A 16,662-nucleotide genomic window follows, 5' to 3' on the forward strand; every position below is an offset into this window, starting at 1 on the left:
TGGCGGCCATGGGCGAACTCTGGACGAACATCGGCATCAGTCCCGACGGCGCACTCGGGGTCGCGGTCGCATCCGCGTTGCTCTACATCCTGTACTCCGTGGTGCTCACGCTGTGGGGACCGCGGCTGTTCTCGAGCTCGTCCACGCTGAGTGTCGCGTTGCTGACGGTTCTCGGCAGCCTGGTCGCGCGCGCGATGCTCGGCGAGTTCCCGACGCTCGGCGGCGCCCTGGTCGCCGCCACGACCCTGCTGGTGATGGAGGCCGTGATCGGACGCCTCCGCCGGTTCTCCAAGCCGGCCTGGGCCCGGCGCGGCCCGCGCCACAAGCCGCGCGTGGTGATGATCGACGGCCGGTTCGTCGACCGTCCCCAGCGCGAGCGCGTCACGACGGACGCCGACGTCCTGCTCCGCCTGCGCACCGCCGGCGTCCGCCACGTCAACGACGCGGCGCTCGTCATCCTCGAGTCGCGGGGCGGCGTGACCGTTCTGCGGAGCGGGGAACGCATCGACGCGCGGTTGCTGGCCGACGTCATGGGGGCCGACCTCGTGCCGGAGCACCTGATCGACGCCCGGGGCGCCGAGAGCGAGCCCTCGGCGGGCTGAACCCAAGCCCTCGGCAAGCTGAACCCAAGCCCTCGGCGAGCTGGAGGCAAGCCCTCGGCGGATGGGGGAAGATGGGGACGACTGAACGAGAGGAGCCAGTGTGCCCAGCCACCTGTCCATGGAGGAGGTCTATCGCCACGCCTGTGAGGTCATCCCGGGCGGGGTGAGTTCGCCGGTGCGCGCATTCGGCAGCGTGGGCGGGACGCCGGTGTTCCTCAGCGCGGCCCGCGGGCCGCACGTTGTGGACATCAACGGACGCGAGTACGTCGACCTCGTCTGCTCATGGGGGCCGGCGCTGCTCGGCCACGCCCATCCCGAGGTCGTCGCCGCCGTGCAGGAGGCCGCCACCCGCGGCCTGTCGTTCGGCGCCCCGACGACGGCCGAGGTTGAGCTGGCCGACCTGATCCGCGGGCGCATCCCGTTCGCCGAGAAGGTGCGCTTCGTCTCCACCGGCACCGAGGCGACCATGACGGCGATCCGCGTCGCCCGCGGCGCCACCGGCCGCGACGTGATCGTGAAGTTCGCCGGCTGCTACCACGGCCACTCGGACGCCCTGCTGGCCGCCGCCGGGTCCGGCGTCGCCACCGCAGGACTGCCCGGATCGGCCGGCGTCACGCAGGCCGCCGCCCGTGACACGATCGTGGTCGAGTACAACGACGCCGAGGCCCTCAAGGCCGTCTTCGCCGAGCGCGGCTCCGAGATCGCGTGCGTCATCACCGAGGCCGCCCCGGCCAACATGGGCGTCGTCCCGCCCGACCCCGGCTTCAACGCGACGATCCGCCGCCTGACGCTGGAGCACGGCGCCCTGATGATCCTCGACGAGGTGCTCACCGGGTTCCGGGTCGGCCCCGCCGGCTGGTGGGGCAACGAGGCGTCGCTGGGCGAGGCCCCGGTCACCCCCGACCTGGTCACCTACGGCAAGGTCGTCGGCGGCGGCCTGCCGCTCGCGGCACTCGCCGGCCCCTCCGAGCTCATGGACCTCCTGGCACCCGTCGGCCCGGTCTACCAGGCCGGCACCCTGTCCGGTAACCCGCTGGCCACCGCCGCCGGCATCGCCACCCTGCGGCTCGCCCACAACGCCGTGTACGCCCACGTCGACCGCGCGTCGCGCCAGGTGCAGGACGCCCTGGCCGCGGCCCTCGACGAGGTCGGCCTCCCCCACCGGATCCAGACGGCTGGCAACCTGTTCAGCTGCTTTTTCGGCGAGGAGGCCGCGACCCACGGCGTCCGGAACTACGACCAGGCCAAGGCGGCCGACGGGTTCCGGTACGCGCCGTTCTTCCACGCGATGCTGGACGCCGGCGTGGCGCTCCCGCCCAGCGTGTTCGAGGCGTGGTTCCTGAGCGCGGCGCACGACGACGCGGCGCTGAACAGGATCGCCGAGGCACTCCCGGCCGCCGCGCGGGCGGCGGCGTCGGCCCGGCCCTGAGACAGCGGTGAGCCCGTGCCCCCCGGGTGGGGCACGGGCTCACCGCGTCGGGCTCAGCCGAAGAGCTTGCTGAAGAAGCCACCGGACGGCGCCGGGGCGGCGTCCTTGTGGCCGTCGCACCACTGACCGGCGGGAACGCCGGCCTTCACGGACGCGATGTGCTGGCCGCAGCCAGCCCAGGTGGTCTTGCCGCACTGCTTGCACGCAACGGGACGACACATGTTCTTTCTCCTACGATCTCGGGTACCAACGGATTGGCCCCAACCATACCCCTGGGGGTATGTTCGTGTCCATGCGAGTCATCATCATCGGTGGGGTCGCCGGGGGCATGAGCGCGGCCACGCGCCTGCGCCGGCTCGACGAGAACGCCCACATCATCGTCCTCGAGCGCACGGGCCACGTGTCGTTCGCCAACTGCGGCCTGCCCTATCACGTGGGCGGCGTCATCCCGGAGCGTTCGTCGCTGCTCCTCCAGACCCCCCAGTCGCTGGCCGCCCGCTTCCGCCTCGACGTGCGCGTCGCCACCGAGGCCACGCGCATCGACCGCGAGAACAAGGTCGTCCACGTGCGCAACCTCGCGACCGGGGCGACCGAGGAACTGCCTTACGACAAGGTGATCCTCTCGCCCGGCGCGCGCCCGGTGCGCCCGCCGATCCTCGGCATCGAGCGCGCCCTCACCCTGCGCGACATCGAGGACACCGACGCCATGGTCGCCGCCGTTCGCGGTCAGAAGACCGCCGTCGTCATCGGCGGCGGCTTCATCGGCATCGAGGTCGCCGAAAACCTCGTCCACCAAGGCCTGGAGGTCGCGCTCATCGAGGCCCTGCCCCAGGTGATGGCCCCGCTCGACCCCGAGATGGCCGCGCCCGTGCACGACGCCCTCCGCAAGGGCGGCGTCGACCTGCACCTCGGCTCGGGCGTCACTGCCATCGGCGAGGCGACGGTCACGCTGGCCGACGGCACCGAGCTCCCCGCCGATGTGGTGGTCGCCGCCATCGGCGTCCGCCCCGACATCACGCTGGCCGCCGAGGCCGGCCTGACCGTCGGCGAGCGCGGCGGCATCGCGGTCGATGCGAACCACCTCACGAACGACCCCGACATCTACGCCGTGGGCGACGCTGTCGAGAAGATCGACGCCCTCGACGGCAGCGCCACCCTGGTGCCGCTGGCGAACACCGCCAACCTCGCGGGGCGCCGCGTCGCGGATCACATCGCGGGCCTGCCCACGTCCAACCGCCCGGTGCTGGGTACCGCGATCGTCAAGGTCTTCGACCTCACCGTCGCCGCCACGGGAGCCAACGAGAAGCGCCTGCAGGCGTCCGGACGCCCCTACCGTGCGATTCACACCCACCCGGCCTCGCACGCCGGCTACTACCCCGGCGCGGAGGGTATGGCGCTGAAGCTGCTGGTCGACCCCGAGACCGACGCCATCCTGGGCGCCCAGGGCGTCGGCGGCGAGGGCGTGGACAAGCGCATCGACGTCATCGCGACCGCGATCACGGGCGGGCTCAGGGCGTCCGACCTCGCCGAGCTCGAGCTCGCCTACGCCCCGCCCTACGGCTCGGCCAAGGACGCGGTGAACATGCTCGGCCACGTCGCCGACAACCTCCGCTCGGGCGTGACCCGCTCGATCCAGTGGCACGAGTTGGACGCCGCCGTCGCCGGCGGGGCGACCGTCATCGACGTGCGCACGCCCGGCGAGTTCGCAGCCGGGTCCATCCCGGGCGCGCGCCTCGTCCCGGTGGATGAACTGCGCGACCGCGTCGACGAGCTGCCCGAGGGCCTGCTGGTCGTGCACTGCGCGGTCGGCATCCGGGGCCACACGGCCGTCCGCATCCTCGCCCAGCTGGGTCGCGACGCGGTCAATCTCGACGGTGGCTACAAGACCTGGGCGGCGGGCCGCGACTCCCGGGACTGATCCGCGGGGGTGCCACCACACGTAGCGCCATGCGGACCACACCCTGGCCGGATGGCGCTCCGGCGTCCCCGGGATCACCCCTTGTGGGAGCCAGATGGCCTGAAGGTGTCCCGGAGTCATGTGGTCCAGATGGCGCTACCCGGCGGACGATGGGCCCCCGCGGCCCGGTAGACTGGAGCAACCAGCAGAGAGGCGCACCCTTGACCCCCTTCCTGATCATCGGAGGCATCGGCATCGCCCTCGCCGTGGTGGCCCTCGTGATCGGCGACGTGCTCGACGGGGCGCTCCACCTGGACGCCCTCGACAGCGACCTCTTCTCGGTCTCCTCGATCTCCGCCTTCATCGGCGCCTTCGGCTTCGGCGGCGCCCTGGGCCTGGCCCTGGTCGACAACCTGGCCGTCGCCGTGGTGTCCGGCCTCGTGATCGGCGCGCTGGCCGCCTGGGGCGCGATCCGCCTGACCCGCGCGCTGCGCCAGGGCGAGGACGCCGCGTCCTTCCGCACCGACTCCCTCGTCGGGCACCCTGCGCGCGTGATCACCGCCATCCCGGAGGCGGGCCTCGGCGAGGTTCACGTCTCCACGGGCGGCCACGTGCGCAAGTTCAGCGCCCGCGCCGACCGCCCGATCCCGTCCGGCACCGACGTGTGGGTGTCCGCAGTGGTCTCACCGACAGCCGTCGAGGTGCGCCTCGCCGACGGCACCCCCGAACTCGCCCCGTGAACGCCCGCCACCGAGAGGAACCCACCCCGTGCCCGAGATCCTGATCGCCGTCGGAGGGCTCATCGCCCTCATCGTCCTGGTCGGCCTGCTCGTAGCGAGCCGCTACAAGGTCAGCAAGCCGAACGAGGCGTACATCATCACCGGCCGCAAAGGCCGCGAGGTGGTCAACCCCGAGACCGGGCTCATGTCGACCGACCTGTCCGGGCAGCGCGTGGTCATGGGTGGCGGCGTGTTCGTGGTCCCGTTCATCCAGCGGCTGCACGTGCTCGACCTGAGCTCGCGGCGCATCATGGTGACGATCCGCAACGCCGTGTCGGGCCAGGGCATCAAGCTCAACGTGGACGGCGTCGCGATCGTCAAGGTCGGCGGCAACGAGGATTCGATCCGCGCGGCCGCCCAGCGCTTCCTCGGCCAGCAGGACGAGATCGAGACCTTCACCCAGGAGACCCTCGCCGGCTCGCTGCGCTCGATCGTCGGCTCCCTGACGGTGGAGCAGATCATCCGCGACCGCGCGGCGTTCGCCCAGCGGGTCACCGACGAGTCGGAGTCCTCGCTGACCGGCCAGGGCCTGGTGCTCGACACCTTCCAGATCCAGGACATCAGCGACGACGGTTCCTACCTGTCCGATCTCGGACGCCCCGAGTCCGCCCGCGTCGGCCGTCTGGCCGCGATCGCCGAGGCGGAGGCGCGGCGCGAGGCCGAGCAGGCCCGCATCGCCGCCGAGGAGCAGATCGCCATCTCCCAGCGCGCGCTGGTGCTGAAGCAGGCCGAGATCCAGTCCGAGACGGACGCCGCCCGCGCGACCGCCGCCTCTGCAGGCCCGCTGGCCCAGGCCGACCGCGACCAGGCGATCCTGCTCGAGCAGGAGAAGGTCGCCGTTGCACAGGCCGCCCTGAAGGAACGCCAGCTCGACACCGAGGTGCGCAAGCCGGCCGACGCGGAGCGCTACCGCGTGGAGACCGAGGCGGCAGCCAAGCGCCAGGCCGCGATCCTGACCGCCGAGGCCAACAAGGCGGCGTCCATCGCGAACGCCGAGGCCGAGGCCGAGAAGGCCCGCCTGACCGGTGAGGGCGAAAAGTCCCGCCGTTCGGCGCTGGCCGAGGCGGAGGCGATCGAGGGTGCCAAGCGCGGCGAAGCCGAGAAGGCCCGCCGTATCGCCGAGGCCGCGGCCGTCCGGGCCGAGGGCGAGGCGCAGGCAGCCGCGGTGCTGGCCGTCGGCCAGGCCGAGGCCGAGGCGATGGACAAGCGCGCCGAGGCGTTCGCGCACTACAACGACGCGGCCGTCCTGCAGATGCTGGTCGAGGTGCTCCCTGAGATGGCCGAAAAGGTGGCCGCCCCGCTGGCGTCCATCGACAAGCTGACCGTCATCTCCACCGACGGTGCGGCCGCGCTGCCCAAGCAGGTGTCGGAGAACCTGATGCAGACCCTGCAGCTCGTCAAGGACACGACCGGCTACGACCTGACCTCGATCATCGACCGCTTCGCCCACCGCGAGGGGCAGAGCGCCCCGCAGCGGCGCGAGTCGGCCCCGACCGTCGTCGAGGGCGAGGTCGAGTAGCAGGGTCGGGCCCCTGACCCTGCCGAAGGGCGGGCGCGGTCAGGCCAGCGAGAGGAAGAGCTTCTCCAGTTTGGCCGCGTCCATGGCGTTGTTCTCGGGGTCGACGAGGCAGGCGCGAAGCCCCGTCGAGATCGTCAGGAAGGCGGCCCGGTCGACGGCCTTCCCGACGGCGGCCAGCTGCGTGACGATGTCCTCACACTCGCGGCCCGCCTCGATCATGGCGATCACGCCGCCCAGCTGGCCCTGGGCCCGCTTGAGCCGGGTGACGACCGCGGACATCTCCTCCGGTGGCAGGTGCATGGAATCTCCATTCGCGAGTGGTGCCACCCACGATACCCCGGGCCGTATCGGTTGCCATCAAAAGGCCCCGTCGGACGCCCCTCGATAGGATGGCCGGGCCCATCCATCACGTTCCCGGGAGCACCCACATGGCACAGGCCACCCCCGACCGGCGCGGTCGCCAGCTCAAGGCACTCGCGTCCGAGGTCAAGAAGCTGCGCGGTTGGGCGGCTTCCGACGAGTCCGTGGCCGAGCGGCTGACCGACGCCCTCAACGAACTGACCGCCCAGCGCCTGCTGGCCCACCAGTACGCCCCGGCCATCGAGGACGCGCAGGACGCCCTCACCCGCGCGAACCGGCTGGTGGCCGCCCATGGTGCCGTGGGCCCGTTCACGCCGATCGATGACGGCGTCCGCTTCTTCACCGCCACCACGCACCTGGCCGCCACCCAGGCCGGCGCCGGCCACCCCGGCCCCGGTGGGCAAATGGCTGCCGCGCTGCGCGGCTGGACCCGCCTCCTCCCCCACGTCGACCTCACCCCCTACGTCGGCGCGCGCACCGCGACTTGGCTGCTGATGGCCGAGGCCCGCGCCGCGCTGGCGTCTGGTGACGTCGGCCCCGCCAACGCCTGCGCGGACGCCGCGGTGGCCCGGGCGCGTGAGGGCGGGTTGGCCGGCACCGACGACGCCCCCGCCCTGGTGGACGCCCTCCGCCTGGCCGCCGATGCGCGCTGGGTCGCCGGCATCACCCACGACGCCGTTGCCCTGGGCCGCGAGGCCGTCGCCGCCGCCGAGGACGCGGCCCGGCCCGTCCTGTCGGCGTCCGGACGCGTCGCGGACGGCCTGGCCGCTCGCCAGCTGGAACCGTTGGTCGAGGCGCGGCGCGACCTCGCCGACCGGCTGGCCGGCTCCGGCGACGCCGAGGCCGGGCTCGCGGAGCGCCACGGGCTCATCACGCTGCTCGAAGGCGTGGCCGGACGCCTCGGCACCCCCGCCCGGGCTGCCCTCGGCCACGCGCTGGCCGACCTGTCCCACGACCTGCTGGCGCTCGACCGCGACGAGGAGGCCCTGGCGGCCGCCGGGCGCGCGGCCGAGGTAGCCGGCGACCTGGTCGCCCACGAGGGCACCGTCGGTGAGCACCTCGACGTCCAGTTCGCGGCCGTCACCGCGCTGGCGCGGGCCCTGCTGAGCCGTGACGAGCACGACGAAGCCGCCGAGGCGCTGGCGTCCCTGTTCGCACGATTCGCCTCGCTGCGCCGGCCGGGTGGGCACGACGCCGGGCTGGCGGGTGCCACGCTGGCGCGCGCCGAGGTCGAGCGGGCGTCCGGCGACCACGAGGCTGCCGAGCGTTCGCTCCGCGAGTTCCACGCCCTGGTGGCGGGCCTGCGCGAGGCAATGCCGGGTGCGGCGGCACTGTACGCCGACGTGCCCGCCGAGCAGTTCGCGCGGGACCGGTTCCGGGGCGTGGTCACCCGCTCACCGCTGCCGTCGCCGCCCTGGTCGAACCTCTCGGACGCCGACGCGCTCGCCCTCGCCACCCGCGCCCCGCTGACCGTGCCCGGGCCGGACGCCCCGGTCGAGCCGGTCGAAGCACTAGAACCCGCGCCGGTGTGGACGCCGGAGCCCATCGTGGAGCCCGAGCCCATCGAGGAGCCCGAACCCATCGTGGAGCCTGTCGGAGTGCCCGACCCCGAGTCGGTGTGGACGCCCGAACCCGAACCCGTCGTGGAGCCCGAGCCGGCGTGGACGCCCGAACCCGAACCCGTCGTGGAGCCCGAGCCGGCGTGGACGCCCGAACCCGAACCCGTCGTGGAGCCCGAGCCGGCGTGGACGCCCGAACCCGAACCCGTCGTGGAGCCCGAGCCGGTGTGGACGCCCGAACCCGAACCCGTCGTTGAGCCGGAGCCGGAGCCCGTGAAGGAGCCCGAGATTTCGATGGAGCCAGCCATCCGGACCGCCGAGCTGGACGCCGCACGCGGGCAGCTGCGCGCGGCGCAGGCCGCCGGACAGCGACGCGAGGCGTTGGCCGCGGCGTCCACTGTCGTCGACCTGCTGCGCCCGCTCGCGGCGTCCGACGCCGGCACCTGGGGGCCGCCGTTGGTCACCGCGCTGGAGGACCTGGGCGACGCCAAGTTCCGCGCCGGCGACTGGTGGGGCTCCCGCGCGCCGAAGAAGGAGGCCAAGCAACTCGCCAAGGACCTCGGCCTCTAGGCACAGACGCACCCCGAAAGTGAATCTGCACCCGCTGTAGCGGGTGCAGATTTCGTTTGCAGGTGCGTCTGTGCGGGGCGCCGGTCAGCCGCGCTTCTTGAGGTCCTTGCGGAGTTCGGGCGGCAGGGCGAAGGTGAGGTTCTCCTCGGTGAGGCGCTCCTCGACGGCGGCCGGGTAGCCGCGCTCGGTGAGGTAGTCCAGGACGCCCTCCACCAGCACGTCGGGCACCGAGGCGCCGGAGGTGACGCCGACCTTCTCGACACCCTCGAGCCAGGCCGGGTCTATCTCGCCCGCGTTGTCGACGCGGTAGGACGCCTTGGCGCCAGCCTCCAGGGCGACCTCGACGAGGCGCACGGAGTTGGACGAATTGCTCGAGCCGACGACGATGACGAGGTCTGAGCCCTTGGCGATCTGCTTGACCGCCGACTGTCGGTTCTGGGTCGCGTAGCAGATGTCGTCGGAGGGCGGGTTCATCAGCAGCGGGAACTTCTCGCGCAGCTTGGTCACGGTCTCCCACGTCTCGTCGACGCTCAGCGTCGTCTGGGAGAGCCACGCGAGCTGCGAGGGGTCGTCCACCTCGACGTTGGCGACGTCGTCCGGGTGCTCGACGAGGATCGTCCGGTCGGGCGCCTCCCCCATGGTGCCCTCGACCTCCTCGTGGCCGGCGTGGCCGATGAGCAGGATCTGGCGGCCGTCCGCGGCGAAGCGCTTGGCCTCGTTGTGCACCTTGGTGACCAGCGGGCAGGTGGCGTCGATGGTCTTCAGCTGGCGCTCGGACGCCTCGGCATGCACCGCCGGGGAGACGCCGTGCGCGGAGAAGACGACGGTGGCGCCCTCGGGCACCTCGTCGAGTTCCTCGACGAAGATGGCGCCCCGTTCCTCCAGGGTCTCGACCACGTGCTTGTTGTGCACGATCTGCTTGCGCACGTAGACGGGCGGCCCGTACAGGTCCAGGGCCTTCTCGACGGTCACGACGGCCCGGTCCACGCCCGCGCAGTACCCGCGCGGGGCGGCAACGACAACGCTCTTGCTCATTCGGCCAGTGTACGGGCACCGCCGGATCGGCCCGTTGCCACGCGATTTGACGCCGAATACTGGTCGCTTAAACTAGAAATGTTCCGTGACGACAGAAAGGAGATCCGGACATGCAGTTCATCGACATGAACAACGACCTGCTCCGCCAGTACATCGCCCTGAGCGTTGCCGCCGACGAGTTGGCCATCGCCGAGGAGCACGCGGCCTCTTCCAACGGTCGCTGACCCCTCCCCCTCCACCCGTGGTCGGCTTAGTGCGATCGGGACGCCGAGGGGGCTTGGGCGTCCATCAACCGTTCGCTGGAGCGCCTCGACACCGATCACGTGGACCTCATCCAGCTCCACGAGGGCTGCTCGCGAAGGTCATCCGGGGCGAACGCGTGCGCGCGTCGCTTCCGGCCGAGGACGCCGCCGCCCTGCTGGACGCCCTCCCCGCCGAGGAGTACGAAAGCGTCTACGACGAGAGGCCCGCCCCGTTAGGCTCGGGCCCGTGCCGTTGACCAGCTCCCCCGAACAGCCGCAGCCGCTGCGTGAGGTCGTCCGCCTGCTCAAGGGCTGGGTCGAGCGCACCGGCGCCGTGTGGGTCGAGGGTCAGGTCATCCAGCTCAAGCGCCGCGCCGGCAGCTCGATCCACTTCCTCACGCTCCGCGACAAGCTGGCCGACGTGAGCGTCCAGGTGAGCGTCAGCACCGCGACGCTGGACGCCGCGGGTCCGGTCACCGAGGGCGCGCTCGTGGCCGCCCACGTGAAGGCCCAGGTGTATCCGGCGAACGGTTCGCTGACCTTCGCGTGCGACGATCTGCGCCCCTCGGGCGAGGGTCGCCTGCTGGCCCACCTCGAGCAGCGCAAGCGCGCGCTGCAGGCCGAGGGCTTGTTCGCCCGCGAGCGCAAGCAGCGGCTGCCGTTCCTGCCGCGCAGCATCGGGCTCGTGACCGCGCGGGAGTCCGCCGCGGAGCGCGACGTGGTGGAGAACGTCCGTCGCCGGTGGCCGGGTGCGGTCATCGTGACCCGGCACGCGCTCATGCAGGGGCTGCAGGCGGTCGAGCAGGTGACCGACGCCCTGCGCTCGCTGGACGCCGACCTCGCGGTGGACGTCATCGTCATCGCGCGTGGCGGCGGGTCGGTGGAGGACCTGCTGCCCTTCTCCGACGAGGGCCTGGCGCGCGCCGTGTTCGCCTGCCGGACGCCGGTGGTCTCGGCGATCGGCCACGAGACAGACACCCCGATCCTCGACCTGGTGGCGGACGTGCGGGCGTCCACCCCCACCGACGCCGCCAAGCTGGTGGTGCCGGACGCCGCGGACGAGGCCCGCATCATCGCCACCGGGCGCGACCGCCTCCGCGCCGCCATCACGGCGCGGGTCCGCAGCCAGCAGGAGGCGCTGGACGCCCTGCGCTCCCGACCCGTCCTCCGGGACCCGTCGGGCGCGGTGGTGCTGGCGTCCCAGCGGGTGTCCGACCTGCAGGAGCGCCTGCACCGTGCGGTGCGGCGCGCCGTGGAACGGGAGCAGGACCAGCTGGAGGGCCACCTCGCCCGCGTGCGCACCCTCTCCCCGCGCGCGACGCTTCAGCGCGGGTACGCCATCGTGACCACCGACGACGGCCGCACGCTGGCGTCCGTCGCCGACATCGAGCCCGACGAGATCATCATCGCCCGCCTCATCGACGGCGACATCGCAGCCGCGGTGATCGACGTCGAACCCAACGAACAGGAGTCCGCATGAGCGACGAGAAGCCCCTCTCCTACGAGGAGGCCCGCGACCAGCTCGTCGACGTGGTGCGCCAGCTGGAGTCCGGCAGCGTGCCGCTGTCGCAGTCGATGGAGTTGTGGGAGCGCGGCGAGAAGCTCGCGACGGTCTGCCAGCAGTGGCTGGACGGCGCGAAGGCGAAGATCGAGGCGGCCCGCCCCCCGTCCGACTGACGCCACGTACCCGGCCAGGGCCTGATCCGTCCCGCCCGCTGAGTTGGGGCGGCTCCGCGCTGTGCCCTAAGCTGGGGCAGCCCTGTCCCCATCGTCTAGCGGCCTAGGACTCCGCCCTTTCAAGGCGGCAGCGCGGGTTCGAATCCCGTTGGGGATGCGACACGGTCGGCCCGGTCGAACACTGTTCGGCCGGGCCGCTTCGTCGTTCTGGCCAGGGTGGTGGCCCGATTTCGCACCGACGGAGGGCCTACGCTATGCTTCTCAAGCTGTCCGAGAGGGCAGCGGCCTTCACAAGAGGCCCCGTAGCGCAGTTGGTTAGCGCGCCGCCCTGTCACGGCGGAGGTCGCGGGTTCGAGTCCCGTCGGGGTCGCTGCTCCATCAGGAGCAGACCGGCCAGGTAGCTCAGTTGGTACGAGCGTCCGCCTGAAAAGTGGAAGGTCACCGGTTCGACCCCGGTCCTGGCCACCATCCTCACCCCGAACGCGGATCCTCCCGGGTCCGCGTTTCGCGTCCCCGCTCCCCGGAAGACGGGGCGTGCAGACCTCCCGGCCGCCGCCGGGCTCGCCGGGCCCTCCCTCTTCACTCCTCCAGCGGCAGCGGCGAAGGCACGTAGGCGCGCAACCAGCGCGCGATGGACTCGAACCACGCCGTCCGGGCCGGCTCGGGCGACAGGGACAGGTCGTGCGTGCCGCCCTCGATGCGCGAGAGCGTCACCTGGTTGCCCAGCCGCCAGGCCACGCCGTTGATGCGGTTCACGTCCAGCACCGTGTCGACGCCGCGCGCCTCCTCGCGGTACTTGCGCAGGAAGAGGGTCTTGGTCGACGTCGTGACCAGCACCGGGCAGGTGATGTCGAGCCCGAGCGCCACCTTGGCGTGGCCTTGCAGGATCGCCCGCAGCCAGCCGACACGGATCGGCTCCGAGGCCTGCGTCTTCAGGTCGAACGAGTAGTCCCACTCGCCGCCGTGCGAGGCGTGCATCGCGCGGGCGTACACGTTCTCCTCGCTCTCGGGCAGCGGGAAGGCCGAGGTCGGCGCCCGGCGGCTCCACTCCTTGAGCAACGGCTTGAGCATGGACGTGACCGCCGGTGGGCCCCACATGTCCAGCCAGGGCGAGTTGAGCACGACGCCGGCCAACTCGCCGGGGCGCTCGGCGGCGTACAGGCACGCCGTCAGGCCGCCGGTGGAGTGCCCGGCGAGCACGACGGCGTCGTGGTCCTCACGGACCATGGCGAGGGCGGCGTCCAGCTCCTGTTGATACGCGGCCAGGTCGTCCACGTAGCCGCGCAGGTGCCCCTCGCGCAGGCTGCGGCCGTAGCGGCGCAGCTCGAGGGCATGGAAAGCGAAACCCTGCTGGTGCCAGAACTCGGCAACGTGCGGGTGGAAGAAGTAGTCGTTCCAGCCATGCAGCTGCACCACCGCGCGCCGGTGGGCGCGGCGGCGGGGTTCGCTGGGGCGGACGAGGGTGGCCGTCAGCGGCTCGTCGCCCTCGGCTTCAAGCGGCTCGGCCTCCAGCGGGAGCGAGCGGCACTCGAACCCGTCCAGGAGCGAGTCCGGCGCCCAACGGTCAAGGGGTGCAGCGACAGGCCACTCCGGCTCTGCCGGTGGCGCCTCGGGGAGTAGCTCGGCCGGCACCTCGCCCGGGACGATCTCCACGGGCACGGCGGGCTTGGCCGGAACGGGCTCAGCCGTAGTTGCGGCCCTGTTCCGGATACTCATCCTCGTCGTCGTCCTCTTCTTCGTCCGGCGCGTACGGATCGTCGTACTCGTCGGCTTCCTCACCCGCCTCGGAGAACTCCTCGAAGGGCTGCGATCCCCGGAGCTCCCGTTCGAGGGAGGAAAAATCAGTGTCGAAGGTTCGGTACTTCAGATCGCGAGCGACCTTGGTCTGCTTCGCCTTTGCACGGCCGCGCCCCATGTCCGGGTCGACCCCCTTAGCGTCTTCTGGCGGCCTGGCCGCGTGAGGATGTGTTTGTCGTGACGCCGATGGTACCCGAGTTCGGGATGGGGACAAAGCAGATCCCATCCGCGCGCGTCCCCTCCGAGGGACGCGCGCTCGGTGCCCGACGTCAGCCCGCGTGGCTGCCGGTGAGGTCGACGCGGGCGTCCCCCTCGACCGCTACGGTCTCGCCCAGCACCCACGCGGTCAGCCCGCGGTCGGACGCCGTGCGCACCAGCTGGTCGACGGCGTCGGCGGGGGCCACCAGGGCCATGCCGACACCCATGTTGAGGGTCGCCTCGATGTCGGGCTGGCTGACCTGTCCGACCTGCTGGACGAGCTGGAAGATGGCCGGGGGCGTCCAGCTGTCGCGGCGCAGGGTGGCGGCCAAACCGGCAGGCAGGACGCGGGCCAGGTTGTTGGCAAGCCCGCCGCCGGTCACGTGGCTGATCGCGTGCACCTCGGCGGCTTCGATCAGGGCGAGGATGTCCTGGGCGTAGACCTGCGTGGGCGTGAGCAGTTCCTCGCCCAGCGTCGTGCCCAGCTCGGGGACGTCGCGGTCGAGCGCCCAGCCGGCCCGGTTCAGCAGGACGTGGCGCACCAGCGAGTAGCCGTTGGAGTGCAGGCCCGAGGACGCCAGCGCGACGACCACGTCGCCGGGTCGGACGCGGTCGGGGCCGAGGATCTTCGAGCGCTCGACCACGCCGGTGGTGGCGCCGGCGATGTCGTACTCGTCCGGGTCCAGCAGGCCGGGGTGCTCGGCGGTCTCGCCGCCGAGCAGGGCGGCGCCGGCCACCTCGCAGGCGGCGGCGATGCCCTTGACGATGTCGGCGATCCGCTCGGGGACGACCTTGCCGCAGGCGATGTAGTCGGTGACGAAGAGCGGTTCGGCGCCCACGACGACGAGGTCGTCGACGAGCATGCCGATCAGGTCGAAGCCGATGGTGTCGTGCTTGTCGAGGGCCTGGGCGATCGCGACCTTGGTGCCGACGCCGTCGGTGGAGGTGGCCAGCACGGGGTGGTCGTAGCCCTTGAACGCCGACGCGTCGAAGAAGCCGGCGAACCCACCCAGCCCGCCGAGCACCTCGGGGCGGCGGGTGCGGGCGACGTGCGCCTTCATCAGCTCGACGGCGCGGTCGCCGGCCTCGATGTCGACACCGGCGGCGGCATAGGCGCTGGTGGCCTCAGTCATCGTCGTCACCTTTCTGCGCGATCAGGCGCATCTGCTCGGCCGCGCCCGGGGGCACGGGGATGGGGTACTGGCCGTCGAAGCACGCGCGGCACAACCGCTTCTTCTGCAGGCCAGTGGAGGCGACGAGCCCCTCCAGCGAGATGAACGCCAGGCTGTCGGCGCCGATCGAGCGGCAGATCTCGTCGGTGTTCATGCCGGGCGCGATCAGCTCGGCGCGCGTGGCGAAGTCGATGCCGTAGAAGCACGGCCACTCCACGGGCGGGGAGGCGATGCGCACGTGCACCTCGGCGGCGCCGGCCTCGCGCAGCATCTTCACCAGCGCCCGCTGGGTGTTGCCGCGCACGATGGAGTCATCGACGACGATGAGCCGCTTGCCGTCGATGACGTCGCGGATCGGGTTCAGCTTGAGCCGGATGCCGAGCTGGCGCAACGTCTGCGACGGCTGGATGAACGTGCGGCCCACGTAGCTGTTCTTGACCAGGCCGAGGCCGTAGGGGATGCCGGACGCCTCCGCGTAGCCGACCGCGCTCGGGATGCCGGACTCGGGTGTCGGGATCACGAGGTCGGCGTCCACCGGCGACTCCAGCGCGAGGGTGCGGCCGATCTCGACGCGGGTGGAGTGGACGCGGCGGCCGGCGATCACGGTGTCGGGGCGGGCCAGGTACACGTACTCGAACAGGCAGCCCTTGGGGTTGGCCTCCGCGAAGCGCTCCGAACGGAGGCCTCCCGAGTCGATGCAGACCAGCTCGCCGGGCTCGACCTCGCGGATGAAGGTGGCGCCCACGATGTCCAGCGCCGCGGTCTCGGACGCGACGACCCAGCCGCGCTCGAGGCGTCCGAGCACGAGCGGGCGGACTCCCTGGGGGTCGCGCGCGGCGAAGAGCGCGTTCTCATCCATGAAGGTGAAGCAGAAGGCGCCCCGCAGGCGGGGCAGGACGGACAGGGCGGCGTCCCAGGTCGACCCGGCGAAGGTCGCCATCAGGGCGGTGACCAGCGCGGTGTCGTTGGTGGAGTCCATCGAGTCCTTGGACGCGACGCGGGCGCGCGCGTCGCGCTCGTGGAGCCACTCCTCCAACTCGCGGGTGTTGGTCAGGTTGCCGTTGTGCGCCAGCGCGAGGCCGCCGGTCGGGGTGGCGCGGTAGGTGGGCTGGGCGTTCTTCCAGACGGACGCCCCGGTCGTGGAGTAGCGGGTGTGCCCGATCGCGAGGTGGCCGGTCAGGGAGTTGAGGGCGGGCTCGTCGAACACCTGGGAGACCAGGCCCATGTCCTTGAAGACCATGATGCGCTCGCCGTTGCTGACGGAGATGCCGGCCGACTCCTGGCCGCGGTGCTGCAGCGCGAACAGGCCGAAGTAGGTGAGCTTGGCGACCTCCTCGCCGGGCGCCCAGACGCCGAAGACGCCACACTCCTCGTTGGGTTTCGGGTCCCCCAGGGGATCGAGGGCGACCGAGGTGCCGCGCGGGTCCTTCACCCGACGGAGTCTAGCGGTCACGGGCGCCCTTCCCCGCCGCGTCCCGGTGCGGCAGCCCGAAGGCAACACGTTGATGTTTCAACCTTTCCCTGTCATGATTGAAACGTGAACAACCTCAGCATCATCGTGTCCTCCACCCGCCCCGAGCGCGTCGGCGCCCACGTCACCACGTGGGTCCGCGAGACCCTCGGTTCCGACTGACCACGCTGCTGGAGAACGTGAAGGCGCACGTCGTCGGCTCGCTCGGCCTGTTCTTCAACACCGACCTGAGCACCTCGGGCGAAATGACCCCGACCGACGGCAAGGCCCAGGAACTCCGCGCCCTGTCGCGGCAGCTCAGGGCCGCCCTCGCGGAGCGGTCCCAGGCCGCCTGAGCCCGCCGTACCGAAGGGCC

Annotated in this window: 16 protein-coding genes and 3 tRNA genes; 12 read left to right on the top strand and 7 right to left on the bottom strand. The window is 72.0% G+C overall.

The annotated features are described in order from the left end of the window. The first annotated feature begins 8 nt into the window (after positions 1 to 8). Both ET989_RS03795 and hemL read left to right on the top strand, forming a co-directional pair. Positions 9 to 602: a DUF421 domain-containing protein gene (locus tag ET989_RS03795; RefSeq protein ID WP_206662207.1), complete on the top strand. Its 594-nt coding sequence runs from the start codon at positions 9 to 11 to the stop codon at positions 600 to 602. Between the two features lie 118 nt (positions 603 to 720). Beyond that, positions 721 to 2,031 carry a glutamate-1-semialdehyde 2,1-aminomutase gene (gene hemL, locus ET989_RS03800; RefSeq protein ID WP_131167269.1) on the top strand — a complete coding sequence of 437 codons (1,311 nt, stop codon included), beginning with the start codon at positions 721 to 723 and terminating at the stop codon, positions 2,029 to 2,031. A gap of 53 nt (positions 2,032 to 2,084) precedes the next feature. On the opposite strand, the gene ET989_RS14795 is transcribed toward hemL, so the two are convergent. Further along, entirely contained in the window at positions 2,085 to 2,252 is a 168-nt protein-coding gene (locus ET989_RS14795; protein ID WP_165490014.1) for a hypothetical protein, read from the bottom strand. 71 nt (positions 2,253 to 2,323) lie between these two features. Here ET989_RS14795 and ET989_RS03805 point away from each other — a divergent pair, with 71 nt between their 5' ends. The 3 genes from ET989_RS03805 (at position 2,324) to ET989_RS03815 (ending at position 6,226) form a co-directional block, all read left to right on the top strand. Then, complete coding sequence (locus tag ET989_RS03805; protein WP_131167223.1) at positions 2,324 to 3,949, top strand: FAD-dependent oxidoreductase; 1,626 nt, start codon at positions 2,324 to 2,326, stop codon at positions 3,947 to 3,949. 200 nt (positions 3,950 to 4,149) lie between these two features. After that, a complete protein-coding gene (locus ET989_RS03810) occupies positions 4,150 to 4,668 on the top strand; it encodes a hypothetical protein (RefSeq protein WP_131167224.1) in 519 nt (172 codons plus the stop codon). A gap of 28 nt (positions 4,669 to 4,696) precedes the next feature. After that, positions 4,697 to 6,226: a flotillin family protein gene (locus ET989_RS03815; RefSeq protein WP_131167225.1), complete on the top strand. Its 1,530-nt coding sequence runs from the start codon at positions 4,697 to 4,699 to the stop codon at positions 6,224 to 6,226. A 39-nt stretch (positions 6,227 to 6,265) separates the two neighbouring features. Here ET989_RS03815 and ET989_RS03820 read toward each other — a convergent pair whose 3' ends face one another. Beyond that, on the bottom strand, positions 6,266 to 6,526 hold the full coding sequence (locus tag ET989_RS03820; RefSeq protein ID WP_131167226.1) for a metal-sensitive transcriptional regulator: 261 nt from the start codon (positions 6,524 to 6,526) through the stop codon (positions 6,266 to 6,268). Between the two features lie 128 nt (positions 6,527 to 6,654). Between ET989_RS03820 and ET989_RS15225 the strand changes: the two genes are divergently transcribed. Continuing rightward, positions 6,655 to 8,715 (top strand): hypothetical protein, encoded by a 2,061-nt coding sequence (locus tag ET989_RS15225; protein ID WP_206662208.1) that lies wholly within the window; start codon positions 6,655 to 6,657, stop codon positions 8,713 to 8,715. Positions 8,716 to 8,799: 84 nt separating this feature from the next. On the opposite strand, the gene ET989_RS03830 is transcribed toward ET989_RS15225, so the two are convergent. Then, entirely contained in the window at positions 8,800 to 9,750 is a 951-nt protein-coding gene (locus tag ET989_RS03830) for a 4-hydroxy-3-methylbut-2-enyl diphosphate reductase (RefSeq protein WP_131167227.1), read from the bottom strand. Between the two features lie 489 nt (positions 9,751 to 10,239). On the opposite strand from ET989_RS03830, the gene xseA reads away from it, so the two are divergent. The 5 genes from xseA (at position 10,240) to ET989_RS03860 (ending at position 12,137) form a co-directional block, all read left to right on the top strand. Then, complete coding sequence (gene xseA / locus ET989_RS03840; protein ID WP_131167228.1) at positions 10,240 to 11,472, top strand: exodeoxyribonuclease VII large subunit; 1,233 nt, start codon at positions 10,240 to 10,242, stop codon at positions 11,470 to 11,472. Continuing rightward, entirely contained in the window at positions 11,469 to 11,669 is a 201-nt protein-coding gene (locus ET989_RS03845; protein WP_131167229.1) for an exodeoxyribonuclease VII small subunit, read from the top strand. Before xseA ends, ET989_RS03845 begins: the two co-directional genes overlap by 4 nt. A gap of 84 nt (positions 11,670 to 11,753) precedes the next feature. Continuing rightward, positions 11,754 to 11,826, top strand: a tRNA-Glu gene (locus ET989_RS03850). A gap of 139 nt (positions 11,827 to 11,965) precedes the next feature. Continuing rightward, positions 11,966 to 12,039 (top strand) — tRNA-Asp (locus tag ET989_RS03855). 21 nt (positions 12,040 to 12,060) lie between these two features. Further along, a tRNA-Phe gene (locus ET989_RS03860) sits at positions 12,061 to 12,137 on the top strand. Between the two features lie 111 nt (positions 12,138 to 12,248). On the opposite strand, the gene ET989_RS03865 is transcribed toward ET989_RS03860, so the two are convergent. From ET989_RS03865 to purF, 4 genes are all read right to left on the bottom strand, one after another. Beyond that, entirely contained in the window at positions 12,249 to 13,385 is a 1,137-nt protein-coding gene (locus ET989_RS03865) for an alpha/beta hydrolase (RefSeq protein WP_131167230.1), read from the bottom strand. Continuing rightward, positions 13,351 to 13,584: a DUF3073 domain-containing protein gene (locus ET989_RS03870; protein WP_131167231.1), complete on the bottom strand. Its 234-nt coding sequence runs from the start codon at positions 13,582 to 13,584 to the stop codon at positions 13,351 to 13,353. Before ET989_RS03870 ends, ET989_RS03865 begins: the two co-directional genes overlap by 35 nt. 151 nt (positions 13,585 to 13,735) lie before the next feature. Beyond that, positions 13,736 to 14,797 carry a phosphoribosylformylglycinamidine cyclo-ligase gene (gene purM / locus ET989_RS03875; RefSeq protein WP_131167232.1) on the bottom strand — a complete coding sequence of 354 codons (1,062 nt, stop codon included), beginning with the start codon at positions 14,795 to 14,797 and terminating at the stop codon, positions 13,736 to 13,738. Next, a complete protein-coding gene (purF, locus tag ET989_RS03880; protein WP_131167233.1) occupies positions 14,790 to 16,268 on the bottom strand; it encodes an amidophosphoribosyltransferase in 1,479 nt (492 codons plus the stop codon). Before purF ends, purM begins: the two co-directional genes overlap by 8 nt. 218 nt (positions 16,269 to 16,486) lie before the next feature. Between purF and ET989_RS14800 the strand changes: the two genes are divergently transcribed. After that, positions 16,487 to 16,642 carry a hypothetical protein gene (locus ET989_RS14800; RefSeq protein WP_165490015.1) on the top strand — a complete coding sequence of 52 codons (156 nt, stop codon included), beginning with the start codon at positions 16,487 to 16,489 and terminating at the stop codon, positions 16,640 to 16,642. Positions 16,643 to 16,662 lie beyond the last annotated feature (20 nt).

The organism is Propioniciclava sinopodophylli, from assembly GCF_004324755.1.
GTDB lineage: Bacteria > Actinomycetota > Actinomycetes > Propionibacteriales > Propionibacteriaceae > Propioniciclava > Propioniciclava sinopodophylli.